General features: G+C 44.8%; 1 protein-coding gene and 1 pseudogene. Both read left to right on the plus strand.

Annotated elements, in window-relative coordinates; all coding sequences use genetic code 11:
- A pseudogene (locus A2517_RS07810) lies at positions 1-327 on the plus strand (ATP-dependent Clp protease ATP-binding subunit ClpA); the annotation flags it as partial.
- Positions 324-1,007 (plus strand): leucyl/phenylalanyl-tRNA--protein transferase, encoded by a 684-nt coding sequence (gene aat, locus A2517_RS07815; protein WP_294895795.1) that lies wholly within the window; start codon positions 324-326, stop codon positions 1,005-1,007. The pseudogene A2517_RS07810 and the gene aat, both read left to right, overlap by 4 nt.
- The last annotated feature ends 64 nt before the right edge of the window (positions 1,008-1,071 follow it).

The raw sequence follows: 1,071 nt of genomic DNA on the forward strand, positions 1-1,071 counted from the left end.
CCGGAGTTTCGTAACCGCCTTGATGGGGTAATCGAATTTGCCGCATTACCGATGAACGTGGTAGAGGGAATCGTCGATAAATTCATTCGACAACTCAATGTACAGCTCAAACCTAAAAAAGTGACGGTAACCCTGAGTGATACAGCAAAAGGGTACATCGCGAAAATCGGATACGACAAAGCGATGGGGGCACGCCCCCTCTCTCGTGTTATCTCGGATAAAATTAAAGATCCTTTGGTGGATGAGATGCTTTTTGGGCGTTTGGCCGGTGGGGGAAACGTATCGGTTGATTATACCGATAGACTCATTTTTGATTATGCTGAATGATCCCCAAACTCACCTATCACCTCTCGTTTCCTAATCCGCTTATTCATACATCAGAGGAGGGGATTGTTGCCTACGGCGGTGATCTCTCCCCCTCACGCCTTATGTTGGCGTATCGCTCGGGGATATTTCCGTGGTACAGCGCTAAAGATCCGATTCTCTGGTGGTCACCTGATCCGAGGCTTATTTTGGAGTTAGACGATTTTAAGCTTAGTCGATCATTACGAAAAAAAATTCCTCAGTTTGAGATCCGATTTGATACCGCATTTTCGTCAGTAATCCGTGAATGCTCTATTGCACCGCGCACTGGTCAGAGTGGGAGCTGGATTGTCCCTGAAATGATCGAGGCATACGAAGCTCTTCACGCCCTCGGATATGCTCACAGTGTTGAGGCATATCAAAACGGTAGTTTGGTTGGTGGACTTTACGGTGTGAGCGTCGGGGGGGTATTTTGCGGTGAATCGATGTTTGCCAAAGTATCCGATGCCTCCAAGGTTGCTTTTGCCGTTTTAGTGGACTATCTTAGAGAATGGGGATTCGATTTCATCGATTGTCAGGTTCCGACGCCTCATTTGAAAAGTCTTGGGGCAAAAGAGGTATCAAGAGAATTCTTTTTACGACGACTTGATAAAGCTATGAACATTAGCGCGGGTGAAAATCATTGGAAAATGAGAAATTTTTAAGGTTAATTCCTTTATACTCTCTGTTAATTCTTATGAAAAAGGGGTATAAATGAAAAAAGTTCTT

This window comes from Sulfuricurvum sp. RIFOXYD12_FULL_44_77 (assembly GCF_001830725.1).
GTDB classification, from domain to species: Bacteria; Campylobacterota; Campylobacteria; order Campylobacterales; family Sulfurimonadaceae; genus Sulfuricurvum; species Sulfuricurvum kujiense_A.

What these genes read in the sequence shown, in the direction of transcription:
- aat (WP_294895795.1), top strand. Translation starts at nt 324, where the DNA reads ATGATCCCCAAACTCACCTATCACCTCTCGTTTCCTAATCCGCTTATT.